We start from the raw sequence: 19995 nt of genomic DNA on the forward strand, positions 1-19995 counted from the left end.
CTCTCCGGACCGCCCACCCGGCGGCCATGGGTGCCGGATGCTCCGGCGTTGCGTTTTCGAACGGCAGGTCTCCTGACTTGCGGGTCATCGCGGTTCTGGCCCTTCCCGGCCCAAAGGGGCCAGTGGTTTTTCCAGTCTCGCTATCCGCCTACAGTTGCGGGGGCAGTCGGGGCTTTTAACCCCGTTCCCTTTTGATCCCTTTCGGGAACCGTTCGAGGTTTACTATGACGCCAAGTCGCCTGTGTTTCAATCCAGCTTTGCGCAATCGGTGGCCAGTGGTCCGAAAAGAATAAGCGCGGGGGCTGCGCCGCGATGTGCATCCAGTTGCCGTGCCAGCTGTTCAACCGTTGTCAGCTGAAGCTTCTGGTCGGGGGTGCTGACCCCTTCGGCCAAAAGTGCTGGGGTATCGGCGGGCAAGCCATGGGCGATCAAGACCGCCGCCAAAGCGGGAAAGCTGCGCTTGCCCATAAACACCACGGTGGTGGCTTCGGGATCGGCCAAGGCTGCCATATTCAGATCGGGTGGCAAGCCGCCGCTGGTATCGGCACCGGTCACAAATTGCACCCGCCGCGCGGTCAGGCGACGCGTCAGCGGCAGCCCCGCCGCAGCCGCCGCAGCGATGGCCGAGGGGACGCCGGGGATGATCTCATACCCGATGCCTGCGGCATTCAGGGCGATCAGCTCTTCCTCCAGACGGCCGAACAACCCGCTGTCGCCGGATTTCAGTCGCACCACCCGCTGGCCGGTTTTCGCATATTCCACCAGCAACTGGCTGACGTGATCTTGCTTGGGCGAGGGCCGCCCCGCGCGTTTGCCCACCGCCACCAGATCCGCGCCCTGCCGCACATGCGAAAGGATCGGCCCCGAGGACAGATCATCGAAAAGCACCACGTCGGCGCGTTTCAACCTGTCGGCGGCCTTCAGGGTAAGCAGCTCGGGGTCGCCGGGACCAGAGCCGATGAAGCTGACGATTGGGGTCATGATGTCTCTGCCGTGATAAGGTGAAAGAAGGTGCCGCTGGCATGGCCACGCATGGATCCGGTTTCTGCGACGGGCCCGCCATCGGCGTCAAATACATCGGCAAGCGGCGCGTCGGGTTGCTCCAATATGGTGGAATAGTGGAACTCATGCCCGCGCAGGGCGTGACCGGCGGCAAAGCCCGGCAGCCCCGCGCGCAAGACCGCCCGCCGGTAGCCCAAGTGAAAGCGCCGCGTCTCATAACTGGTCACAAGGCCCAAAAGGCCTGCCATCTGGTGGCGCACCCCCTCCTTGTCGATAAGTGCTTGTCCCAATGCCATATAGCCACCGCATTCGCCATGCACGGGGCGGCTTTGGGCATGGTGTTGCAATCCGGCCCGAAACTGTGCCGCTGCGGCCAGTCGCCCCGCGTGCAATTCGGGATAGCCGCCGGGCAGCCAGACCAGATCGGCCGCCGCATCCGGCGCCTCATCGGCAAGCGGGGAGAACGGTATGATCTCGGCCCCTGCCGCGCGCCACCCTTCCAGCAAATGCGGATAGGTAAAGGAAAACGCCGCATCCTGTGCCAAGGCGATCCGCTGTGCTGGCGGTTTGGGCAGCGTGCCTTGCCCCAAGGCATGGCCCTGCGCCAAGGCCTTGATCCGCGCCAGATCGACATGCGCGCGCAAGAAGGTGGCATAGCCTGCAATCGCTGTTTCCAGATCGGGATGTTCCACCGCTTGTATCAGGCCCAGATGGCGCTCGGGCAGGGAAAGATCACCGCGCCGGGGCAGGGCGCCCAGCACCTCAATGCCTGCGGCCTCCATCCCAAGGCGGGTCAGCCGCTCATGGCGGGGGCTTGCGACCCGGTTCAGGATTACGCCTGCAAAGGGCAGATCGGGGTTATAGCGGGCAAAGCCAAGCGCCGTTGCTGCCGCCGATTGCGCCTGCCCGCTGACATCGATCACCAGAATCACAGGCCAGCCCATCCGCAGCGCCGTCTCTGCGCTGGAACCAAAACCCGTCTGCCCGCGTGTGGCGACCCCGTCAAACAAGCCCATGGACCCTTCGGCGACGGCGATATCTGCGCCCGCCCCTTGTGCCGAAACCGCGTCCAGAAGTGCAGGGGCCATCGCCCAAGTGTCAAAATTGAACGAGGCCCGCCCGCTGGCGGCGCGGTGAAAGGCGGGATCGATATAATCCGGGCCGCTTTTGAACGGTTGCACCGCCAGCCCGTCCTCGGCCAATGCGCGCAGCAGGCCCAGCATCACGGTGGTCTTGCCCGTCCCCGATGCCGGGGCCGAGATCATCAATCCGGGAAGTTTGCGATCATAAGGGTCAGTCATCGCCATCTGTCCAATCTGCCCAAGGGCTGTTTGCCGATTGTGGGCGGTAGCGTCGGTCATAATCCACGGCATAAAGGCAGCTTTCGCCAAAACCCTCTTGTCCCAAGGCGGGTCCCACAAGGATCAACGCGGTACGGGTAACCCCCTCGGGGATCGCGGAGACAAGCTCTGCAAGGGTGGTGCGGATGGTCCGCTGATCAGGCCAGCTGGCACGCCAGACCACGGCGACGGGGCAATCCTCGCCGTAGGCGGGGGCCAGATCGGTGGCCACTTGTGCTGCATTCTGGATCGACAGGTGGATCGCCAGCGTGGCCCCTGTGGCGGCGAAATTCGCCAGCGTTTCCTTGGGCGGCATAGAGGAGGCCCGCCCCGGCGTGCGTGTCAGGACCAGCGATTGCGCCACACCCGGCAGCGTCAATTCCGCCCCAAGGGCTGCGGCAGCGGCGGCAAAGGACGGCACGCCGGGGGTGACGGTAAAGGCAATACCCTCGGCACGCAGACGCCGGATTTGCTCACCCATTGCCGACCAGACTGATAGATCCCCCGAATGCAGCCGCGCCACGTCAAGCCCGGCCTGATCGGCGGCGCGGATTTCGGCGAGGATGGCATCCAGATCAAGGGGGGCGGTGTTTATGATCCGCGCGCCTTTTGGGCAATGATCCAGAACCGCCTCGGGGACCAGAGATCCGGCGTAAAGACAGACCGGACAGGCGGCGATCAGATCGCGGCCACGCAAGGTCAGCAGGTCGGGTGCGCCGGGGCCGGCGCCGATGAAATGTACGGTCATGGGTCCTCTGTCATAGCAAGGGCACAGGTGGCCTGCCGGTCGGTTGAGATGATGCGCGGTGCAAGCAGCCGCGCTTGGGGGCCTGCGGCTGCAAGGGCTGCGGCCTCGGCGACGCTGCCGGTGCCATGGCTTGTTTGTGCGGCTGCACTTTGGGTCGGGGTGTTTATGGCGGCCAGATCGCGGGCGGGAATGGCACGAAACGGCAGGCCGGTTTCGGTGACAAGCTGTTGAAACGCGGCGGATTGGGCCTTGTCTGCGGCGGTGGCCAGACAGTCGGGCCTATGCCCGCCCATGGCCAGCATCAACGCCTCATACAGGCTTGCGGCGCTGACACCCGTTCTGAAGCCAAATCCCGCGACGATCATAGCACCACCGTCCATTGCACCACCGGATAGCTGGCCTTCCAGCCGCGTTTGCTGCCCAAGGGTGCGGCGCGTGCCAGTTCGATCCGCAGCAATGCACCCCCCAGACGGGCCTGCGCAGAGGCCAGCAATGCCTCGGATTCCAGCGTGACGGCGTTGGCGACCAGCCTTGTGCCTTTGGGCAATAGTGTAGTCAGATGCTCCAACAGCCCATCCGAAAGGCCGCCGCCGATAAAGACCGCATCGGGATGGGGCAGACCGGTCAATGCCTCGGGCGCGTGACCTTGGATGATTTGCAAACGGTCGACGCCCAGCCGGTCGGCATTGTGGCGGATGGTGGCGGCGCGGTCGGCACGCGGCTCTATCGCCACGGCTTGGGTCGTCGGATGGGCCAAAAGCCATTCAACCGCGATAGAGCCGGACCCCCCGCCGATATCCCACAGGCGCAGCCCCGCACGCGGTTCCAGCGCCGAGAGGGTCAGCGCGCGGATCGGACGTTTGGTGATCTGGCCATCGGTTTCAAACAAATTGTCGTCGATGCCGCTGCTGCGGGGCAGGGCGGAGCCGTTGCCTGCAACCTCCAGCGCGACACAAAGGGGATGGGTGAAATCATCGTTCAGGTTCTGTGCCGTTGCCTCTGTGATCCGTTGCCTTGGCCCGCCCAATGCTTCCATCACCGCCATGCGGGTTTCGCCAAACCCTTGGGCGCAGAGCCATGCGGCCAGATCATGCGGCGCTTGGCCGTCCCTTAACAGGACAATCGCGCGTGCGCCGCTTGCCAGATGCGGGCGCAGGCGGGTCAACGGCGCGGCATGCAGACCCAGGCACAACGTCTCTTCCAGCCGCCAGCCAAGTTGTGCAGCGGCAAGCGAAAAGGTCGAGGGGGCGGGTAAGGCGCGCCATTCGTGCCGGTCCAGACGGGCGACGATGACATTGCCCGCGCCAAAACAGAACGGATCGCCCGATGCCAGAACGACCACCCGCTGCCCGCGCAGGGACAGCAGTAACGGCAAGCCATCCGCAAAAGGCACTGGCCATTCCACCTGTTCGGCCCCGGTTTCACCCAGCAATGCCAGATGGCGGGGCGGGCCCATCACAACTTTGGCCTGCATTAGCGCATCACGGCTTGCGGCGGACAGCCCCTCCGGTCCATCTTCGCCAAGTCCGATGATCGTCAGCCAAGGGGTTTCAACCATGTCGCCCAACCTTTTGATCCTCGGCGGCACGACTGAGGCCGCCGCCCTGTCTCGCCGCATCGCCGCGCTGGGTCTGACTGCCACCGTCAGCCTTGCGGGGCGGGTGGCAGCCCCCGCGCCCTTGGCCCTGCCACAGCGGGTCGGCGGTTTTGGCGGTGCCGAGGGGCTGGCAGAGTATATCCGCGCCCATCGCATCACCCATCTGATTGATGCTACCCATCCGTTTGCCGCCAAGATCAGCGCAAATGCCGTAGGGGCCTGTACCGCCACCCGGACCCCGCTGGTCGCCCTGACCCGCCCCGCTTGGCACCCACAGCCGCAAGACAACTGGCAGCTGGTGCCCGATATGGCCGCCGCCGTTGCCACGCTGGACCGCTCGCCCGCGCGGGTGTTTCTGGCCGTCGGGCGCATGCATCTGGCGGAATTTGCCGTCCATCCGCAACATTTCTATCTGTTGCGCCTGATTGATCCGCCGCAAACCCCCTTGCCGTTCCCGCATCATCACACCCTGATTTCGCGCGGCCCCTTTACCGAGGCCGGGGATATGGCCTTGCTGCGCGATCACCGTATTGACCTGATCGTGTCGAAAAATGCAGGTGGCAGCGGGGCCGTGGCCAAGCTGACCGCCGCCCGCGCGCTTGGACTGCCGGTTTTGATGATCGACCGGCCTGCCATTCCTGTGCGCGAGGAGGTAAGCTCTGTCGATGATGTGCTGGCGTGGCTGGCTCATTTCGGGATTGACCTTGGCGTATAGACATAGGGGGCCCCCTCCCGCGCAATCACCCGCGTGCGCGATGAGCCCACGATAACCATGGTGCGCATATCGGCCATCTCGGGGCGCGCCTCGGGCAGGGGAACCACGTTTATCACCTCGTCTGGGGTGGAAACCGCGCGGGCAAAGATCACGGGGCGCGCATCATTGCAGGTCTGTTGCAACAGGTTTAACGCACGTGCGAACCCCTCAGGGCGGCTGGCCGATCGTGGGTTGTAAAAGGCCATCGCGAAATCTGCCTCGACGGCAAGCCGCAAGCGTTGTTCTATCACTGCCCATGGTTTCAGGTTATCGCTCAGGTTGATCGTGCAGAAATCATGCCCCAAGGGGGCGCCTGCCCGCGCCGCCGCGGCAAGCATCGCCGTGATGCCGGGCAAAACGCGGATATTCAACGCGCGCCATTGCGGATCACCGGCCTCAACGGCCTCGAAAATGGCCGAGGCCATGGCGAAGACCCCCGGATCGCCCGAACTGACCACAACCACCCGCGCGCCCCCTGCCGCAAGGGCAAGGGCGTGGCGGGCGCGGTCCATCTCGACGCGGTTGTCGGTGGGGTGCAGGGTCAGGCCCGGACGCGGGGCAATCCGTGCGACATAGGGGATGTAGCCGATGACATCACTTGCCTCGGCCAAGGCTTGGGTGACCTCGGGGGTGACCATCGCATCCGACCCGGGCCCGAGGCCCGCTATGACCAACCAACCCTTCATGGCCGCCGCCCCTGACCATGCACAAGGATGATCGAGAAATAGGGCGTTACGCGTGCGGTTGCATCGCGCAAGCGAGTGACACGCTGTTCTTCCATGCTGGCGAATTCTACCAGCCACGCAGCATCATAACGCCCCGAGGTTTTGAGTGCCTCGACAACCTTGTCGATGTTGCGCCCGATTTTCATCACCACGATGGCATCCGCCCCCGACATGCCACGGATCAGATCCTCCATGGGCAGGGTGCCTGCCAGCACGGTCATTATATCATCGCCCCAAGTGATCGGCAGGCCGGTTGCGGTCCAGGCGGCCGACATGCCGGTGATTGCGGGGACGACCTCAACCCGATTGCTGTCCTTGAGCCGTTCATAAAGATGCATGAAAGAGCCGTAGAAAAACGGGTCCCCTTCGGAGAGCACCACGACATCTTTGCCCGCTGCCGAGAGGGCGCGCAGATGGGCTGTGCACTCCTCATAAAATACAGAAAGCGCGGCGTTATAGCCAGGATCATCCAGCGAAATTTCGGTTGTGACCGGATATTCCATCGCGAATTCGGTAACATCCGCACGCAACATGCCCTCGACGATCTTGCGCGCACGCCCCGCGCGGCCTGCCTTGCGGAAAAAGGCGATATGTTTGGCATTGCGCACCAGACGGTCGGCCCGCACGCTTAGCAGGTCTACCGCGCCGGGGCCGAGGCCCACACCATGAATGACGCCGGGCTTCATTCGGAACGGCTCGCAAGGGCATTGACGGCGGCGACGGTAATCGCACTTCCGCCCAAACGCCCCGCTACGATGCAGCAGGGGGTGGGTTGTGCCTGCCAAAGCGCCTCTTTGCTTTCCATGGCGCCGACAAAGCCGACAGGGCAGCCGATGATCGCGGCAGGGCGTGGGCAGCTAGGGTCCTCAAGCATGTTGAGCAGATGGAACAACGCGGTGGGGGCATTGCCGATGGCGACGACGGCCCCCTCCAGATGGGGGCGCCACAGCTCCAATGCGGCGGCGGATCTTGTGGTGTTCATCTGTGCGGCAAGTGTTGGGACGCCGGGGTCATGCAGGGTGCAGATCACAGCGTTTTCGGCGGGCAGACGCGCGCGGGTGATGCCCTCGCTGACCATACGCGCATCGCATAGGATCGGCGCGCCACCGGCCAAGGCCTTGCGTGCGGCGGCGGAAAACCCGGATGAAAAGCAGATATGCGCCGCCAGATCAACCATCCCGGCGGCATGGATCATGCGCACTGCGACCTGTTCATCATCCACATCAAAACGCGCAAGATCGGCCTCGGCCCGTATCATTGCAAAGGATTGCCGGTAAATCGCGGCGCCGTCGGTTTCATATTTATAAGGCATTCTGGGGTCCGAAGATGTGAGGAAGTTGATCCGGCGCAAGGCCATATTGTGAAGGGGGCGCGTCAACCGTGCCATCCCTGATAAGGTCAAAGCGGCCATTCCGTCCGACCAAGGTAAAATCGGCGGGGCGTTGCAGCGCACAGCCTTTGGCACAGCCCGAAACATGCAGGGTTTTGCCCGCAGGCAGCAATGGCGCAAGGGCGCGGGCGGTTGCGCGGGTCTGAACGCTGGCTTGGGGGCAGGCGGGTGCGCCGGTGCAGCCGTGGATCGCCGCCAGCCCCGTATCGGGCGACAGGATAAGGTCGGGATGTGTCAAGCGTGCCATATCGGCATCGCGCAGCAAAAGCAGCCGGAAGGGCGTAACCCGGATGGGGTGGCTTGTGGCGCTTGAGATCTGGCGCAGGGCGGCGGCGGGAAAAAGGCCAAAACCCGCCCCGACCGCCCCCGATCCGGCCTGCATCGGGGCGGCGGTTGGCGGCGGCGGGGTATTCGTCCAAGCGGGTGGCAGAACGGCCTCTGCGGCCAGATGACGGCGCATCCGGCCCCGCCCGTCAGGACCAACCCCGCCAGATGCTTGGAACCATTGCGCCAGATCAACGCAGGCCAGCACCGCCGCATCTGCATCCGCCACCTTTTTCCCCGCATCCGCGCCATCTGCCCGCACGATCAGCGCGTCTTTGGCACCCTCAACCCTTATATCGCCGCTGGTGCCTGCCAGATGGCGCATTGGGCCGGTATCAATAACAAAGCCGAATTTCGCGGGCAGAGGCGCTAGATCCATCAGGGCGTTGGGCAAGGCGCGGGCGATATCCTCGGCCAGACTATTCTCGTGGCTTGGCGACAGGATAAGGTTGCTGCGGGCCTCCAGATCGGGCGATGCGGCGATCAGCCCCAGCCCGTCAAGTGCGGCCAATAGCGCGGCAAAGCGGGCCTCGGCCACGCCCCGGATTTGCAGATTGGCGCGTGAGGTAGCCTCAATCACGCCGGTGCCGTGCTCTTCGGCCAGATCGGCCAAAGCGGCCAGTTGCGCGGGCGAGACCTGCGACAAAGGCGGGCGCACCCGCACCACCAAGCCGTCACCAGCCATCATCGGGCGATAGCTGCCGGGGCACCAGCCTTGGATAATCGGGTCAACCATCGGCCAGCCCCGCCAGAATGGAGTTGCGGCGCGATTGCCATAGCCCCGCCTGTTGCAGCGCCGCAAAACGGGCGCGCAGGGCGGCAAGGGCTTGTGGGTTTTCCGCCTCCATAAAGGCCGTGACATCGGTATCGCCCAAGGTCGCATCATAGAACAGGTCAAACAGATGCGGGCCGACCACATCGGCCAGATGCGCAAAGGCGGCCATGTTGTCCAAGGTCGCGGCAATCTCGGCGGCACCGCGAAACCCGTGGCGGCGCATGCCCGCGATCCATGCCGGATTGGCCGCACGGGCCTGAACCACACGGGCGATTTCCTCGGGCAGGCTGCGGGCGCGGGGGCGGGCGGGGTCGGTGTTGTCCAGATGCCAAAGGGCGGCTTGCCCGCCGGTGACTGCCTTGGCGGCGGCAAAGCCTGCCTCATGGGCGGCATAATCCACGGCCAGCAACAGGTCGGTTTCGGGCAGGTCTTGCAGGTGGACAAAACCATCCGCCGCCGCGACCCGCTGGGCAATGCCGGTGTCATCGCGCGCCGCCGCATCGCCATCAAGCGCCCAGGCGCTGGCCGCAAGCCAGGCCTGCCCTGCCTCGGCGCGGCCTTCGGCGCTGTAATCGGACAGGGTGGCCCCCATGCCCAAGCCGTAGCTGCCGGGCATCGGGCCATAGACCCGCGCGCCCGCATCCCTGCCCGCATAGGGGTTCCAGTCGGGCGCCTCATCGCGGGCGACAAGCGCCCGAACGGCACTTGCGAAAAGCGCGGACAGATTGGGAAACACATCGCGAAACAGCCCCGAGACCCGCAGGGTCACATCAAGCCGCGGGCGGTCCATCTCGGCCAAGGGCAACACCTCGATGCCCGAAACCCGTTCGCTATTGGCATCCCAGACGGGCCGCACCCCCAGCAGATGCAGGGCCATGGCGAATTCCTCACCCGCCGTGCGCATGGTGGCCGAACCCCAAAGATCGACGATCAATCCGCGCGGATAGTCACCCTGTTCTTGCAGGTGGCGGCGGACCAGCTCTTCGGCCAGCTTGACGCCTTGGGCATGGGCGGCGCGGCTGGGGACGGCGCGGGGGTCGGTGGTATAAAGGTTGCGCCCCGTTGGCAGAACATCCCCCCGTCCACGGTAGGGGGAGCCGGACGGCCCCGCGGGGATACGCCGCCCCGCCACCGCATCCAGCAAGGCTTGGCGTTCGGCCTGCGCTGCGCTTGCGCCATCAAAGGCGGTTTGACTGGCGGGCGCGCGGCCCCAGATATGCAGTCCGTCACCAAAGAGGCTGTCTTTGACATCGCAGACAAAGCTGTCGATGCGGGTGATCGCCTCGGCCAATGAGGTCGCGGCACTTAGGCCCAGATCGGCCTCTACGCCCAAGGCCTGTGCCTCGGCGCGGATGTCGCCTTGCAAGCGGTCACGGCGGCGCGGGTCCAGCCCGTCAGCATTGGAAAACTCATCCAGCAGGGATTCCAGCCGCGAAAGCCGCTGTGGCGCGCCCGATTGGCGCAGGGGCGGCGGGATATGGCCCAAGGTCACAGCCCCGATGCGGCGCTTGGCCTGTGCTGCCTCACCGGGGTCATTGACGATAAAGGGATAGATGACAGGCATCGCGCCCACCAGCGCCTCGGGCCAGCATTCACCCGAAAGAGCAACCGATTTGCCCGGCAACCATTCCAGCGTGCCATGCGCGCCGATATGGATCATCACATCCGCTTGTTGGCGCAGCCAAAGATAGAAGGCGACATAGCCATGGCGCGGCGTGCGCATCAGGTCATGATATTCGACATCGCGCAGATCGGCGGTGCCGCGTTCAGGCTGAAGCGCGACCAGCGCGCCGCCCCGCCGCGTGACGGCAAAATGAAACGCGCCGTCATGGCAGGCGGGATCGGTTTCGGGCGCGCCCCAGACGGCGGCCAGATCGTCGTGCAACTCTTGGGGCAGGGATGACAGGGCCGCGCGGTAATCGGCCAGCGGCCATGCCTCGGAGGGGGTGGCCAATGCATCGGGCAACGGTTGCGCGGCGGGCGGGATGCTATGGCCTGCCGTTGCCAGATCGTCCAGAATCGCCTCGGCCGAGGCCAGCGCATCCAGCCCCACGGCATGGGCCATATTCCAGTCCTGACCCGGATAGGTGGACAGGATCAAGGCAGGTCTGCGCTCTGCCGCCGGGCGGGCGGCAAGGCTGGTCCAGCCCGTGAGTTTGGCCACGATTGCCGCAATCCGATCCGCCTCGGGGCGATGGGCATGGGTCGAGAATTGCAGATCGGGGTCGCGGGTATCGGGGTCCTTGAAGGAGGCGACACCGGCAAACAGCCGCCCGTCCACCTCTGGCAGTACGACATGCATCGCCAGATCGGCAGGCGACAACCCGCGCGCCGAGTCTTCCCAAGCTTTGCGCGTGGCAGTGGAAAGCGCGACCTGAAACACCGGCACCCCCGCCACATCCAGCGGCGAGGTCCCATCCGCGCCCTTGCCGGAAAAGGAGGTGGCATTGATGATCGCCACCGGCCCAAGCGCGGCCAGCTGTCGGGCCATCCATCCGGCGGCCTCGGGCGCTTTGAGCGAGGGCGCGAAAAGCCCCAAAACACCAAAGCCCGCATCCCGCAGCGCCTGTGTCAGTGCGACCATCGGGGCCATATCGGCCGCGGCCAGCCATGTCCGGTAGAATGTGACCAAAACCAGCGGGCGGCTGGGGTCGCGCATCAGCGGACAACAGGCGCCATGTTCCGGCAGCCATGAACCCACCTGCGGCAACAGCTTTGCCCCGATCACAGGGCCGGCATAAAGCCCCGCCGCCAATGCCAGTTGCGCCAATGCGGCCTGTGCCGCGATTTCCCCGCCGGTATCGCAAAGCTGTGACAGACGGCGCAGGGTGGATTTGGGCAGGGTGGACACCTCATCCAGCCGTGGATCGGGACGTCCGTCTGCGGGCAAAACCGCCAGCGCCAGCCCCTTGCGGCGGGCCAGGTCGGCCACGCTTTGCAGCCCGTAGGGCCAATAGGGCACCCCGCCGATCAGCCGGATAAGGATGGCCTTGGCCCCCTCAAGCGTGCGCTCTATGTAGGTGTCGACCGAAAGAGGGTGTTTCAGCGCGGCCAGATTGGCCAGACGCAGGCTGGGCAATTGGCCGCTTTGCCCGCCACCCGCACGCCAGCCCGCCGCGAAAGCGCCAAGGTCACTGTCAGAAAACGACAGCACCACCAGATCGCCGGGGCTTTGGCCCAGATCGGTGGGGGTATCGGTCTCGTCCAACCCGTGGCTTTCGCGAAAGACAACGTGCATCGGGGTTATCCCGCCGGAGCGTTCAACGCGGCATGCAGTGCCACCGGATCGATATCATCATGCTCGGCGATTACCACCAAACGGCCGCGCCGCGGTTCATCGGCCCCCCAAGGGCGGTCGAACTGATGGCGCACCCTTGCGCCCACGGCCTGCACCAAAAGGCGCATCGGCTTGCCAGCCACGGCGGCATAGCCCTTGACGCGCAGGATGTTGTGGTCGCGGGCCAAACCCTCGATCCGGGTGGCGAGATCGGCGGGGTCGGACAGCTCAGCGATGTCGATGACGACGGATTCGAAATCGTCATGGTCATGATCGGCGGCACCGTCGTGATGGCTGGGACGCGCGTCGAGGCTATCCTCGGCGGCGGCTTCCAGTCCCAGGATCACACGGGGATCGACTACACCTTCGGCCACCTCGATCACCGGCAGCAGGCGGGGCGCCTCGGCGGCGATCACGGCGCGGGCGCGGGCGACGCCTTCTGGGCCGGCCAGATCGGGCTTGGTCAACAAGACGATATCGGCGCAAGCGATCTGATCCTCGAACACCTCGGACAGCGGAGTTTCATGATCAAGTGAGCCGTCCGCCGCCCGCTGCGCCTCTACTGCCGCCTCATTGGGCGCAAAGCGGCCGGCGGCTACGGCCTCGGCATCGGCCACGGCGATCACACCGTCCACGGTGATGCGCGACCGGATATCGGGCCAGTCAAAGGCCTTGAGCAAGGGCTTGGGCAGGGCCAGCCCCGAGGTCTCGATCAGGATGTGATCGGGGCGCGGGGTCAAGGCCATCAGCGCCTCGATCGTCGGGATGAAGTCATCCGCAACCGTGCAGCAGATGCAGCCATTTGCCAGCTCGACAATGTTTTCCGCCGGACAATCGGGGATCGCGCAGCTCTTGAGGATCTCGCCATCGACCCCCACATCGCCAAATTCATTGACCACAACAGCCAGACGGCGGCCCTGCGGGTTTTGCATCAGGTGGCGGATCAGCGTGGTTTTACCCGCGCCCAAAAAGCCGGTGATGACGGTAACGGGAAGTTTCGAAAGATCAGACATGATCAACCTCTGGGATGGGGGGAATACGGGCGATGCAGTTCTTGCGGAAATGTACGGGGCGTTCGCGCCAGGGCACTAGCCCGTCGGCGGTATCGCGGTATTGCGCGGCCCCTTGATGGACCATCGCGGCATCTGTGGCCTCGGACAGGTTGCCATAGACATAGGTCCAGCGGGCAGGGCCGCCGCGCAGCGCAACCGTGCAGCCGCGCGCGCAGTTCGACAGGCATTCCACAGCGGTGATTTTAACGCCATCCATAGGCTCTTGGGCCATCAATGCGGCATGCAATGCGGCACCGGGAACCGGCTGGCCTTCGGTCACGGGTTGGCCTGCGCGGCAACTGGTGCAGACCAGCAGCTCGACTGGATGGGGGTGGTCCTGAGGCATCTGCGTTCCCGTTCATTTGGCAGAACGGGGCAAGGCGACAGGGTGCAAAACGATAGCGACCCGCCACCGAGGCACCCCGCCCGGTTTCGATCAATCCGTGCTGGCAGGTCTCCCGGCTTGCGGATGTCAGGGGGTGCCGGATGGCAGCCCTTGTCGGTCACCCGCCCTTCCCGGCCATTTGGGCCAGTGGCATTCGGGTGACCTCTCCGGTCACGGTCGCGGGGGCGGCTTTGCTGACCGGATCAAGCGCTTGCGCGCTCGGCCCGATTGCAAATTCCCTTTTCACCCGGTCAAGACCGGGCACCAACACAAGGTCAGGTCTGACCGCTTGGCCCTGCCAAGTCAAGAGCCCAAGCTGCCATATTGACGCCCCGCACGCAGGCTGCCACACATCAGGCCGATGAACCCCTAAGGGAGGGACGGATGGACGACACCAACAGCCGCCACACCGAAAAGATGCGCAAGATCAAAGCCGCGCGTGACCGGATGATGCAAACCAAGACCGAGGAACGCGGGCTGATCATCGTTCACACCGGCACCGGCAAGGGCAAAAGCTCTTCGGGGTTCGGGATGATCATGCGCTGTATCGCCCATCAGATGCCCTGTGCCGTGGTGCAGTTCATCAAGGGGGGGCGCGCCACAGGCGAACGCGATTTCTTGCAAGAACATTTCCCCGATGCGTGCAAATTTGTTGTGTCAGGCGAAGGGTTTACATGGGAGACCCAAGACCGCGAACGCGACATCGCCGCCGCCCGCAATGGCTGGGAACAGGCCAAGGCGCTGATCCTCGATCCCGAGATCCAATTCGTGCTTTTGGACGAGATCAACATCGCGCTGCGCAATGATTATCTGGAGATCGACGAGGTGGTGGATTTCCTGCAAAGGCAAAAGCCGCTGATGACCCATGTCGTGCTGACGGGGCGCAACGCCAAGCCCGAATTGATCGAGGCCGCCGATCTGGTGACCGAGATGACCTTGGTCAAGCACCCCTTCCGTGACGGGATCAAGGCGCAAAAAGGGGTTGAGTTCTAGGGGATGGGCCGCGCGCTGATGATCCAGGGCACCGGCTCCAATGTGGGCAAGTCGATGCTGGTGGCGGGGCTGTGCCGGGCGGCGCGGTTGCGCGGTTTGACCGTGGCACCTTTCAAGCCGCAGAATATGTCGAACAATGCCGCCGTAACGGTGGATGGCGGCGAGATCGGGCGGGCGCAGGCATTGCAGGCGCAGGCCTCGGGGCTGGTGCCGGTGTCGGATATGAACCCTGTGCTGCTCAAGCCGGAAACCGAATCCGGGGCGCAGGTGATCGTGCAGGGGCGCTGGCTGACCTCGACCCGCGCGGCGGATTATGCGGAGCTGAAACCACAGCTGATGGGCGCGGTTCTGGACAGTTTTTCCCGTCTCAAGGCGCAATATGATCTGGTGATTGTCGAAGGGGCCGGCAGCCCCGCTGAGGTCAATCTGCGGCGCGATGATATTGCCAATATGGGCTTTGCCCGTGCGGCGGATGTGCCGGTGATACTGGCGGGGGATATTGATCGCGGCGGGGTGATTGCGCAGATCATCGGCACCCAAGCGGTGATCGACCCGGAAGATGCGGCAATGGTGGCGGGATTTCTGGTCAATAAATTCCGCGGCGATCCGCGTTTGTTTGAGGACGGCTATGCGCTGATCGGCGCGCGCACGGGCTGGCGCGGCTTTGGCGTTTGCCCTTGGTTCCCCCAAGCGTGGCGTCTGCCCGCCGAGGATGCGCTGGATATCGCCGCGCGCCCCAAGGCTGAGGGGTTGCACATTGTCGCGCTGACCTTTTCACGCATTGCCAATTTCGACGACCTCGACCCGCTGGCCCAAGAGCCGGGCGTGCGGCTGACGATGCTGCGCGCCGGAGAGGCGATTCCCGGCGATGCCGATCTGGTGATCCTGCCCGGCAGCAAATCGACGCGCGGCGATCTGGCGTTTTTGCGAGCGCAAGGCTGGGATATCGACCTTGCCGCCCACCACCGGCGCGGTGGCCGGATCCTTGGGCTTTGTGGGGGCTACCAGATGCTTGGCCGCTCTATCGCGGACCCTGAGGGGGCGGAGGGGCCTGCGGGCACCACCGCGGGGCTGGGCTTGCTGGATGTCGACACGGTGATGACCGGCGATAAACGCCTGACCCAAGCGCAGGGCCGCCATATCGTCAGCGATACACCGCTGGAGGGCTATGAGATCCACATCGGCCGCAGCGACGGCCCCGACCGCGCCCGCCCCTTTGCCCGCATCGGTGCCGAAGACGAGGGTGCGATCAGCGCTGACGGGCGGGTCACGGGCAGCTATTTGCACGGGATGTTCTCGGATGATGCCTTTCGCGCGGCCTTTCTGGCCAATCTCGGCGTATCCTCAAGCCATAGCCATAGCGCGGCGGTTGAGGCAGCATTAGACAGCCTTGCCGCGCATCTGGAGGCACACTTGGATGTCTCTGGCTTGTTGGAGGCTGCGCGCTGATGGTGTCTCTGGCCGATCTTTTGCCCCGGTTGGAGCGGCTGGCACAGGCATCGCTGCCGCTGTGGCCTGTGCCCGAAGGGGCGACTCTGCGGTTGATCAATGTGTCGGAAAACACCACATGGCTGGTGGAGGCCCCTGATTTGCGCGCGGTCCTGCGTATCCACCGTGCCGCCTATCATTCCCGCCGCGGGATAGAGCAAGAGCTGGAGTGGTCACAGGCATTGGCTGCGGAGGGTGCCATACTGACCCCTGCGCCGATCGCGGGGCGGGATGGCAAATTTGTGCAGCAGGGCCATGCGTCCGATCTGGACGGGGCGCGCTTTATGGTGCTGTTTGATTTTGCCCCCGGCGCGCAACCGGATGAGAATAACGATCTGACCGCGCCCTTTGCGTCATTGGGCGCTATTGCCGCCACGATGCATCTGCACACACAAAAGTGGCAGCCGACCACCCCGCTGGAGCGTTTGATCTGGGATGATGAGGCGGTCTTTGGCCCGAACCCCACTTGGGGGGATTGGCGTGCCGCCCCGAATGTCACCCCCGAAATTGTCACGGTGCTGGAACAGGCCGAGGCCACCGTCCGCCGCCGTCTGTGCGTCTTTGGCAAGGGGGCGGATCGCTATGGGTTGATCCATGCGGATATGCGTCTGGCAAATCTGTTGATTGATGGCGCGACCACGCGGTTGATCGATTTTGACGATTGCGGGTTGGGTTGGCATCTGTACGATTTCGCAGCCGGCATCAGCTTTATTGAGGATCACCCCCAGATCCCCGCCTTGCGCGCGGCTTGGTTGCGGGGCTACCGGAAGGTGCGGCCCCTCTCTGCCCGTGATGAGGCCGAGATCGACACCTTCATCATGCTGCGTCGTATGGCGCTTTTGGCGTGGATCGGCAGCCACATCGAGGCCCCCGAGCCGCAAATGCTCGCCCCCGATTTCGCCGCCCGCACGCTTGTTTTGGCACGGCGTTATCTGGCCAGCCACGGCTAAGGCGTCACAACCCGCCCCGGGCGCGGATGGCCTCGGCCACATGATCGGCATCATCCAGCGCCATCAGGCTGACGGGCAGCATGATGCGCCAATTGGCGCGGCGCGTGGATCGGGCGCGCCATGCCATGCCAAGCTGGGCCGTTTTCTCCATCAAAACCGGCGTAAAGCGGATGACCAATGCCATTGCCACGGCCAGCGCACGGGGCGACAGGCCAAAGCGGGCCAAAGGGCGCGAGAGGCGTTCAATAAGGGCGATCATATCCTCTAGCCTGCTGGTCATGGTAACCAGATTGGCCAGCGCCACGGCCACCAGCATCTTGCCAGCCAAAGCGGCCCCCGTGGCCCATTCACCGGTCCAGCCGTGCCAGACCCCCAATATCAGCAAAAACGGCCAAAGCGGGCGCAGCATGGCCGCCGCATGACGGGCAAAGGCACGCCCAAAAGCAAGATGAAGCCCCGCCACCACAGCCATGATCGCCGCGATCAGCCAGAGGTTCTGTAATTGGAATAGGGCGACGCTGGTCACCGCGAGGGCCAGCAGTTTCGGCCCCACGGCGATGCGGTGCAGGGGGGTCTTAATCGGGCAGGTCAGTGTCAGCATCGACTTCTCCCAAACGGGCCATCTCGGCTGTGAAATCGGGTAGGATCGTGGATGGCGGGCCATCGGCACGGATACGCCCCTCTTCGAGCCAGATTATCCGGTCATAACCCGCAAGTGCCGCCGGATCATGGGTGATCAGGATCAGGCGTTGCGGCAAGGCATCAAAGGTCCGCGTCAGCCGCGATTGTGTTGGCAGATCAAGGCCCGCAAAAGGCTCATCCAGCAAAATCGTGGCGGGCTTCATTGCCAGCACCGAGAGCAGACACAGGAAATGACGCTGACCCTGTGACAGGGCGGTGACGGGGCGATCCTCCCAATGGCTGCGGCCATGCTGTGCAAGCATCGCGCGCATGGCGGTTTGCGCGGCAGATTTCGTCATGCCCTGTTGGTGCAGGCCAAAGGACAATTCCTCAGCCACGGTCGGGAAGATAATCTGATGGTCGGGGTTCTGGAACAGGATGCCGAGCCGCGACAGCATCGCCTTACGCGCGCGGGCAGGGTCCAGCCCATCGACGCGCACTGTGCCGGAACTGGGTGGCACAAGGCCGGAAAGCAGCCGCAGCAGGCTGGTCTTTCCCGATCCGTTGCGCCCGACAATGCCGATGCGCGCTTCGGTCAGCGTCAGTGTCAGGCCAGACAAAATCACCCGGCTGGCAACGGTAAGGCCGACATTTTCAAGCATTAGTCCGGCGGGATGGTTTGGCAGGGGCATAGTCGCAATCGATTGGGGAGGCGGTTATGGGAGGGTTTAACCTGCCTGCCCGCCCCTGCCAAGGCTCGGGGCAATTGGTTCTGCGCCCGAGATCAGCAATCAGCGATGAAACGTTCGCCGCGGCTGTTGCGATAGTAGCATTGGTCATTGCCGGGCGCCGTGCCGATCAACGTAGAGGCCGCAACACCGGCCGCGGCCCCGAGGGCGGCGCCCGTCAAACGGTCATCCTTATCAGAAACGGCGGCACCTAAAACGCCGCCCGCGACGGCCCCTGCGGCCGCATTCTGGTTGGCAGTTTGGCAGCCCGCAAGGGATAGCGCGACAACGGGAAGGGAAAGCAGTAACGTTTTCATGACATCCTCATTCAAAATAACTGACTGAAGTGGGAACGCCCAAGCCGCCAAATTGTTCCGCAAAGTTTCAAAAAAACGTGATGAGGCCCGGAAAAGGAGGGTAGAACCTCCTTTTCCGGGTGTTCAAAAGGGTTCAGCCCTTGCGCGCGGCGGCGACAGCTTCCTCCAGAATATCCATTGCCTCGGCAAAATGATCATCGGGAATGGTGATCGGCGCGAGGAAACGGACCACGTTGCCGTAGACACCGCAGGTCAGCAGGATCAGGTTGCGCTTCAGGGCCTCAAGCCGCACCCGGTTGGTGAAATCGGCATCAGGGGCCTTGGTCGCCGGATTGCCGAATTCCACTGCGACCATAAAGCCGGGACCACGAATGTCCATGATCTCGGGGGTGGTGGTGCGCATCGATTCCAGTTTCTGGCGCAGGCGGCTGCCAAGCTCGTTGGCGCGGTCGCAAAGCCTTTCTTCCGCGATGACATCAAGCACGGCGTTGGCCGCAGCGACGCCCAACGGGTTGCCCGCATAGGTGCCGCCCAAACCGCCGGGCTGGGCGGCGTCCATCAGATCGGCACGGCCGGTGACCGCGGCCAGTGGCAAACCGCCGGCCAGGCCCTTGGCCATGGTGGTGATATCGGCCGCCACATCATAGCCGTCCATCGCAAACATATTGCCGGTGCGGGCAAAGCCGGTCTGCACCTCATCCGCGACCATCACGATGCCATGCGTGTCGCAAAGCGCCCGCAACTCACGTAGCAATTCCGGCGGTGCGGGATAAAATCCGCCCTCGCCCTGTACGGGTTCAAAGATGATCGCGGCCACGCGGCCCGGATCCAGATCGGATTTAAACAGCTTGTTCAGTGCGGACATTGCGTCAGCGGTCGAGATGCCGTGAATGTCCTGTGGGAAGGGCACGTGATAGACATCCGGCATCATCGCGCCAAAGCCTTTCTTGTAAGGCTCTACCTTGCCGGTCAGCGACATGCCCATGAATGTGCGTCCATGAAAAGCCCCGCCAAAGGCCACGATGGCAGGGCGCCCCGTGGCGATACGCGCAACCTTGATTGCGTTCTCAACAGCTTCGGCGCCTGTGGTGACAAACACCGTCTTTTTAGGGAAATCGCCGGGAACCGCCGCATTCAGGCGTTCGGCAAGACGGACATAGGGTTCATAGGGCATGACCTGATGGCAGGTGTGGGTAAAGCGGCCCAACTGTTCGGTCACGGCGGCCATTACCTTGGGGTGGCAATGGCCGGTATTGACCACGGCGATGCCAGCGGCAAAGTCGATATAGCGGTTGCCCTCGATATCCCAGACCTCGGAATTAAGCGCGCGCTCCGCATAAATCTGCGTCATCATGCCTACACCGCGCGAGATTGCCTCATCCTTGCGCTTGGCCACTTCTGCATTCAACATCGTCGATACCCCGATTAAAGATCATCAGGAATATGACCCTTTTTCGGCTGCCGCATCAATAGGCGATTATAGCGGCAGAGAGCGGAGGGGCCGGGCAGGCCGTTGAAGGCGCGCCTGC

At 64.1% G+C, this 19995-nt stretch carries 20 protein-coding genes and 2 riboswitches; of the genes, 4 read left to right on the plus strand and 16 right to left on the minus strand.

Translation table 11 applies throughout. The features are described 5' to 3' along the window. Positions 1 to 45: 45 nt before the first annotated feature. Positions 46 to 228, minus strand: a riboswitch (cobalamin riboswitch). An 18-nt stretch (positions 229 to 246) separates the two neighbouring features. From cobA to cbiE, 5 genes are read right to left on the minus strand one after another with little or no spacing between them, the layout of a single operon-like run. Next, entirely contained in the window at positions 247 to 981 is a 735-nt protein-coding gene (gene cobA, locus AKU94_RS07145) for a uroporphyrinogen-III C-methyltransferase (RefSeq protein ID WP_050526608.1), read from the minus strand. Next, entirely contained in the window at positions 978 to 2303 is a 1326-nt protein-coding gene (locus AKU94_RS07150) for a cobyrinate a,c-diamide synthase (protein WP_050526714.1), read from the minus strand. The genes cobA and AKU94_RS07150 overlap by 4 nt, the downstream gene beginning before the upstream one ends. After that, a complete protein-coding gene (cobM, locus tag AKU94_RS07155) occupies positions 2296 to 3090 on the minus strand; it encodes a precorrin-4 C(11)-methyltransferase (protein WP_050526609.1) in 795 nt (264 codons plus the stop codon). The genes AKU94_RS07150 and cobM overlap by 8 nt, the downstream gene beginning before the upstream one ends. Next, positions 3087 to 3455, minus strand: a complete 369-nt coding sequence (locus AKU94_RS07160) for a cobalamin biosynthesis protein (protein WP_050526610.1) — start codon at positions 3453 to 3455, stop codon at positions 3087 to 3089. Before AKU94_RS07160 ends, cobM begins: the two co-directional genes overlap by 4 nt. After that, entirely contained in the window at positions 3452 to 4648 is a 1197-nt protein-coding gene (gene cbiE / locus AKU94_RS07165) for a precorrin-6y C5,15-methyltransferase (decarboxylating) subunit CbiE (RefSeq protein ID WP_083444983.1), read from the minus strand. Before cbiE ends, AKU94_RS07160 begins: the two co-directional genes overlap by 4 nt. Here cbiE and AKU94_RS07170 point away from each other — a divergent pair. Next, positions 4647 to 5402: a cobalt-precorrin-6A reductase gene (locus AKU94_RS07170; protein ID WP_050526612.1), complete on the plus strand. Its 756-nt coding sequence runs from the start codon at positions 4647 to 4649 to the stop codon at positions 5400 to 5402. The two genes, cbiE and AKU94_RS07170, sit on opposite strands and share 2 nt — an antisense overlap. On the opposite strand, the gene cobJ is transcribed toward AKU94_RS07170, so the two are convergent. Genes cobJ through AKU94_RS07205 form a run of 7 tightly spaced genes read right to left on the minus strand, consistent with a single transcriptional unit; the run spans position 5375 to position 13330 of the window. Then, entirely contained in the window at positions 5375 to 6127 is a 753-nt protein-coding gene (gene cobJ / locus AKU94_RS07175; protein WP_050526613.1) for a precorrin-3B C(17)-methyltransferase, read from the minus strand. The two genes, AKU94_RS07170 and cobJ, sit on opposite strands and share 28 nt — an antisense overlap. Next, positions 6124 to 6852 (minus strand): precorrin-2 C(20)-methyltransferase, encoded by a 729-nt coding sequence (gene cobI / locus AKU94_RS07180; RefSeq protein WP_050526614.1) that lies wholly within the window; start codon positions 6850 to 6852, stop codon positions 6124 to 6126. Before cobI ends, cobJ begins: the two co-directional genes overlap by 4 nt. Next, complete coding sequence (locus AKU94_RS07185; RefSeq protein ID WP_050526615.1) at positions 6849 to 7478, minus strand: precorrin-8X methylmutase; 630 nt, start codon at positions 7476 to 7478, stop codon at positions 6849 to 6851. Before AKU94_RS07185 ends, cobI begins: the two co-directional genes overlap by 4 nt. Continuing rightward, positions 7468 to 8616 (minus strand): hypothetical protein, encoded by a 1149-nt coding sequence (locus AKU94_RS07190; protein ID WP_050526616.1) that lies wholly within the window; start codon positions 8614 to 8616, stop codon positions 7468 to 7470. The genes AKU94_RS07185 and AKU94_RS07190 overlap by 11 nt, the downstream gene beginning before the upstream one ends. Next, positions 8609 to 11893: a cobaltochelatase subunit CobN gene (gene cobN / locus AKU94_RS07195; RefSeq protein ID WP_050526617.1), complete on the minus strand. Its 3285-nt coding sequence runs from the start codon at positions 11891 to 11893 to the stop codon at positions 8609 to 8611. Before cobN ends, AKU94_RS07190 begins: the two co-directional genes overlap by 8 nt. Positions 11894 to 11898: 5 nt before the next feature. Next, positions 11899 to 12945, minus strand: a complete 1047-nt coding sequence (gene cobW, locus AKU94_RS07200; protein ID WP_050526715.1) for a cobalamin biosynthesis protein CobW — start codon at positions 12943 to 12945, stop codon at positions 11899 to 11901. Next, positions 12938 to 13330 (minus strand): DUF1636 family protein, encoded by a 393-nt coding sequence (locus AKU94_RS07205; protein WP_050526618.1) that lies wholly within the window; start codon positions 13328 to 13330, stop codon positions 12938 to 12940. The genes cobW and AKU94_RS07205 overlap by 8 nt, the downstream gene beginning before the upstream one ends. Positions 13331 to 13415: 85 nt before the next feature. Continuing rightward, a riboswitch (cobalamin riboswitch) is annotated at positions 13416 to 13653 on the minus strand. Positions 13654 to 13753: 100 nt separating this feature from the next. Here AKU94_RS07205 and cobO point away from each other — a divergent pair. The 3 genes from cobO to AKU94_RS07220 are packed head-to-tail and all read left to right on the plus strand — an operon-like array spanning position 13754 to position 16800. Beyond that, complete coding sequence (gene cobO, locus AKU94_RS07210) at positions 13754 to 14362, plus strand: cob(I)yrinic acid a,c-diamide adenosyltransferase (RefSeq protein ID WP_050526619.1); 609 nt, start codon at positions 13754 to 13756, stop codon at positions 14360 to 14362. A 3-nt stretch (positions 14363 to 14365) separates the two neighbouring features. Next, complete coding sequence (locus AKU94_RS07215; protein ID WP_050526620.1) at positions 14366 to 15811, plus strand: cobyric acid synthase; 1446 nt, start codon at positions 14366 to 14368, stop codon at positions 15809 to 15811. Further along, positions 15811 to 16800: a phosphotransferase enzyme family protein gene (locus tag AKU94_RS07220; protein WP_157056461.1), complete on the plus strand. Its 990-nt coding sequence runs from the start codon at positions 15811 to 15813 to the stop codon at positions 16798 to 16800. The genes AKU94_RS07215 and AKU94_RS07220 overlap by 1 nt, the downstream gene beginning before the upstream one ends. 4 nt (positions 16801 to 16804) lie before the next feature. Here AKU94_RS07220 and AKU94_RS07225 read toward each other — a convergent pair whose 3' ends face one another. The 4 genes from AKU94_RS07225 to AKU94_RS07240 all read right to left on the minus strand — a co-directional run bounded on the left by AKU94_RS07225 (position 16805) and on the right by AKU94_RS07240 (position 19877). Then, a complete protein-coding gene (locus AKU94_RS07225) occupies positions 16805 to 17401 on the minus strand; it encodes an energy-coupling factor transporter transmembrane component T family protein (protein ID WP_050526621.1) in 597 nt (198 codons plus the stop codon). Continuing rightward, positions 17376 to 18113, minus strand: coding sequence for an energy-coupling factor ABC transporter ATP-binding protein (locus tag AKU94_RS07230; RefSeq protein WP_050526622.1), 738 nt, complete (start codon positions 18111 to 18113; stop codon positions 17376 to 17378). The genes AKU94_RS07225 and AKU94_RS07230 overlap by 26 nt, the downstream gene beginning before the upstream one ends. Before the next feature lie 92 nt (positions 18114 to 18205). Further along, a complete protein-coding gene (locus tag AKU94_RS07235; RefSeq protein ID WP_050526623.1) occupies positions 18206 to 18466 on the minus strand; it encodes a glycine zipper 2TM domain-containing protein in 261 nt (86 codons plus the stop codon). Positions 18467 to 18599: 133 nt separating this feature from the next. Then, on the minus strand, positions 18600 to 19877 hold the full coding sequence (locus AKU94_RS07240; RefSeq protein WP_050526624.1) for a 4-aminobutyrate--2-oxoglutarate transaminase: 1278 nt from the start codon (positions 19875 to 19877) through the stop codon (positions 18600 to 18602). Positions 19878 to 19995: the final 118 nt, after the last annotated feature.

The organism is Pseudorhodobacter aquimaris, assembly GCF_001202025.1.
Lineage (GTDB): Bacteria > Pseudomonadota > Alphaproteobacteria > Rhodobacterales > Rhodobacteraceae > Pseudorhodobacter > Pseudorhodobacter aquimaris.

What these genes read in the sequence shown, in the direction of transcription:
- AKU94_RS07240 (WP_050526624.1), bottom strand. Translation starts at nt 19,877, where the DNA reads ATGTTGAATGCAGAAGTGGCCAAGCGCAAGGATGAGGCAATCTCGCGC.
- AKU94_RS07205 (WP_050526618.1), bottom strand. Translation starts at nt 13,330, where the DNA reads ATGCCTCAGGACCACCCCCATCCAGTCGAGCTGCTGGTCTGCACCAGT.
- cobA (WP_050526608.1), bottom strand. Translation starts at nt 981, where the DNA reads ATGACCCCAATCGTCAGCTTCATCGGCTCTGGTCCCGGCGACCCCGAG.
- AKU94_RS07190 (WP_050526616.1), bottom strand. Translation starts at nt 8,616, where the DNA reads ATGGTTGACCCGATTATCCAAGGCTGGTGCCCCGGCAGCTATCGCCCG.
- cbiE (WP_083444983.1), bottom strand. Translation starts at nt 4,648, where the DNA reads ATGGTTGAAACCCCTTGGCTGACGATCATCGGACTTGGCGAAGATGGA.
- AKU94_RS07235 (WP_050526623.1), bottom strand. Translation starts at nt 18,466, where the DNA reads ATGAAAACGTTACTGCTTTCCCTTCCCGTTGTCGCGCTATCCCTTGCG.
- AKU94_RS07185 (WP_050526615.1), bottom strand. Translation starts at nt 7,478, where the DNA reads ATGCCTTATAAATATGAAACCGACGGCGCCGCGATTTACCGGCAATCC.
- AKU94_RS07170 (WP_050526612.1), top strand. Translation starts at nt 4,647, where the DNA reads ATGTCGCCCAACCTTTTGATCCTCGGCGGCACGACTGAGGCCGCCGCC.
- cobW (WP_050526715.1), bottom strand. Translation starts at nt 12,945, where the DNA reads ATGTCTGATCTTTCGAAACTTCCCGTTACCGTCATCACCGGCTTTTTG.
- cobO (WP_050526619.1), top strand. Translation starts at nt 13,754, where the DNA reads ATGGACGACACCAACAGCCGCCACACCGAAAAGATGCGCAAGATCAAA.
- AKU94_RS07160 (WP_050526610.1), bottom strand. Translation starts at nt 3,455, where the DNA reads ATGATCGTCGCGGGATTTGGCTTCAGAACGGGTGTCAGCGCCGCAAGC.
- AKU94_RS07230 (WP_050526622.1), bottom strand. Translation starts at nt 18,113, where the DNA reads ATGCCCCTGCCAAACCATCCCGCCGGACTAATGCTTGAAAATGTCGGC.
- cobJ (WP_050526613.1), bottom strand. Translation starts at nt 6,127, where the DNA reads ATGAAGGGTTGGTTGGTCATAGCGGGCCTCGGGCCCGGGTCGGATGCG.
- cobI (WP_050526614.1), bottom strand. Translation starts at nt 6,852, where the DNA reads ATGAAGCCCGGCGTCATTCATGGTGTGGGCCTCGGCCCCGGCGCGGTA.
- cobM (WP_050526609.1), bottom strand. Translation starts at nt 3,090, where the DNA reads ATGACCGTACATTTCATCGGCGCCGGCCCCGGCGCACCCGACCTGCTG.
- AKU94_RS07225 (WP_050526621.1), bottom strand. Translation starts at nt 17,401, where the DNA reads ATGCTGACACTGACCTGCCCGATTAAGACCCCCCTGCACCGCATCGCC.
- AKU94_RS07220 (WP_157056461.1), top strand. Translation starts at nt 15,811, where the DNA reads ATGGTGTCTCTGGCCGATCTTTTGCCCCGGTTGGAGCGGCTGGCACAG.
- cobN (WP_050526617.1), bottom strand. Translation starts at nt 11,893, where the DNA reads ATGCACGTTGTCTTTCGCGAAAGCCACGGGTTGGACGAGACCGATACC.
- AKU94_RS07150 (WP_050526714.1), bottom strand. Translation starts at nt 2,303, where the DNA reads ATGACTGACCCTTATGATCGCAAACTTCCCGGATTGATGATCTCGGCC.
- AKU94_RS07215 (WP_050526620.1), top strand. Translation starts at nt 14,366, where the DNA reads ATGGGCCGCGCGCTGATGATCCAGGGCACCGGCTCCAATGTGGGCAAG.